A 1,931-nucleotide genomic window follows, 5' to 3' on the forward strand; every position below is an offset into this window, starting at 1 on the left:
GAATAGAGGTAAGCGAGGTTGTTTGCATTCGGGGTACTCTCGACGGGTTGGGTAGAAGCAGCGGCTTCGAAACAGCTGCGGATTATGCCGATAGGGGTAGTCGACATCAATTCGACACCGCTGCAGGCTGCAGATACGAAAAGACCCCTGCCGGTTCAACCATATGTCTGCCGCATATTTTCGTTGAACTCTGCCGAAATCGGAGTGTATTTCGTGGATTCTCACAGTTGTGAGTTTCGTGATTCTTGCCGCAATCGGACTTTTCAATCAAAAGCTTGCCGGAATAGGACCTGTGCAGATCATCAGTAGCGCAGACACCCGGCCGGACGCACCTAACTTGGCAATGAGTACACTCGGCTTAGGGCTATCTTGGTTCAGGAATTCGCCCTTGGGGAGCGAACGAGGTTTCTCTTAATCTTCCAGCTTGGGGCAGAAACATAATCAGTGATTCACTAGAAGTGAATTGCCGATACTCTACGTCACCTGAACCGGGCTCAGGTTGACATCCGCCCGTCCCTGTTGTTGATTTGCACCGAAAATTGAGCCAAAGGTGATTCTTTGCATTGATATCTGACCCATCCGCTGTTTCGTAGATCTCTGGATAACTTACTTTTAGTCTTGAGCGGATCGCGGAATTTCCAGGTTGCAAGAGTAGGGTCAATCCCGCGCGCAAATCAACAGCGCAATAGCATCTGCCAGCATGGTACGATTTCCGAAGTATGTACGAGGACAACGAGATGGCGAGCCAGAAATTACAGCTGAATCAGGGACGCCTGAAACGGTTAGCTATGGCAAGGGCCAAAGACTTGAGCGGCAGTATCGATACCGAATCGGAGTCATGGAGCGACGTAATCGAGGACGCACGAACAGGTAGGCCGCGACTGCTAGGAGAGGAAAACCCTGTACTCATCATCAACATGTCGGAGCTTGAGGCCCTGATCCATGATGTCTTGAAACCGGAAGTCTGGGGAGAATATTTTTTTCCAAGCCCGCACCAAGTGCCCGAGGGTGGCGTCGTACTTGGGGTGCCGACGTCGCGAGGTGGCGTGCGTAGTTGCTACAAGATCGATACCGACGAAGAAAATTGATCGGGTCTGCGAGGATAAGAGAAGCCTCTTTTGTTCGAGATGCTTGGTTCTTGCACGCGAACCTGACTGACTCGAGTCATAGACAATAAGATTAGGTGGCGGTCGAGAATTCAGCAAGAGTTTGTAGGCTCGCCATGAAGTAAGTAAGGCGAGCGACAAGTATTGACCCTTTGTTCGCACTGAGATCGAGCGGCTGCTTTTCCCGAGACCTGCCACTCGAGTGTCTGCTTTAGGCAGATCGAGAACTACCGCAATCGGCCAGGAGCGGCCGCTGAATAATCATTGGCCGTCGCTCGAAATTGGAAGCGAAAGATCGCGAACCTGGACCAGCTCCCCGTCCTTGTCGGCATACTCACCCGCGACGATTACATCGCGATAGTCGACAGCGAGGAGAGATACGAGGTTCTCAATGCCCTCAATAGAATTGTTGGATCCGACTAGTGCGCAGCGAAGCATCCTGAAATCCGGGTCACGACCATCGTGCAGTTTGGCGTTCCCAAGGGCAGCCATGACGATAGGAATTTCTTCCTCTGCGTAGTTTCTCGATACGTAATCGACAATGTCTTCAGGCAATTTCAATGGCACTTTCAGCATCGCACGAGAATATTTCCGAGCGGCTCCTTTGGGTCTATTCTGTTGAAAAACTCTGCTTTCAGAATCTTCAGTTTTTCATTTGCGTTCTACCGTCAGACTCGTATCGTAGATACGAGGAGGTAATGCAATCACTATGAAAATCCCTCCTGGCGCAGCTCAGAGCCGCTAACCATTACTCGCGATCGCGCGCAGGATTGAACAAAACTCTTCGTGAGTTTTCGCGCCGCTCGCAAAACCGAGTTTTTCAAC

At 51.0% G+C, this 1,931-nt stretch carries 2 protein-coding genes; one reads left to right on the plus strand and one right to left on the minus strand.

All coding sequences use genetic code 11. From position 1 onward, the window contains the following. The first annotated feature begins 719 nt into the window (after window positions 1–719). The gene (locus WBM60_RS12935; protein WP_424283167.1) at window positions 720–1,088 is read left to right on the plus strand and encodes a hypothetical protein; all 369 of its coding nucleotides are present in this window, start codon (window positions 720–722) and stop codon (window positions 1,086–1,088) included. Between the two features lie 279 nt (window positions 1,089–1,367). Here WBM60_RS12935 and WBM60_RS12940 read toward each other — a convergent pair whose 3' ends face one another. After that, complete coding sequence (locus WBM60_RS12940) at window positions 1,368–1,682, minus strand: hypothetical protein (RefSeq protein WP_424283169.1); 315 nt, start codon at window positions 1,680–1,682, stop codon at window positions 1,368–1,370. Window positions 1,683–1,931: the final 249 nt, after the last annotated feature.

The organism is Eudoraea sp. (assembly GCF_049669105.1).
Lineage (GTDB): Bacteria > Bacteroidota > Bacteroidia > Flavobacteriales > Flavobacteriaceae > Eudoraea.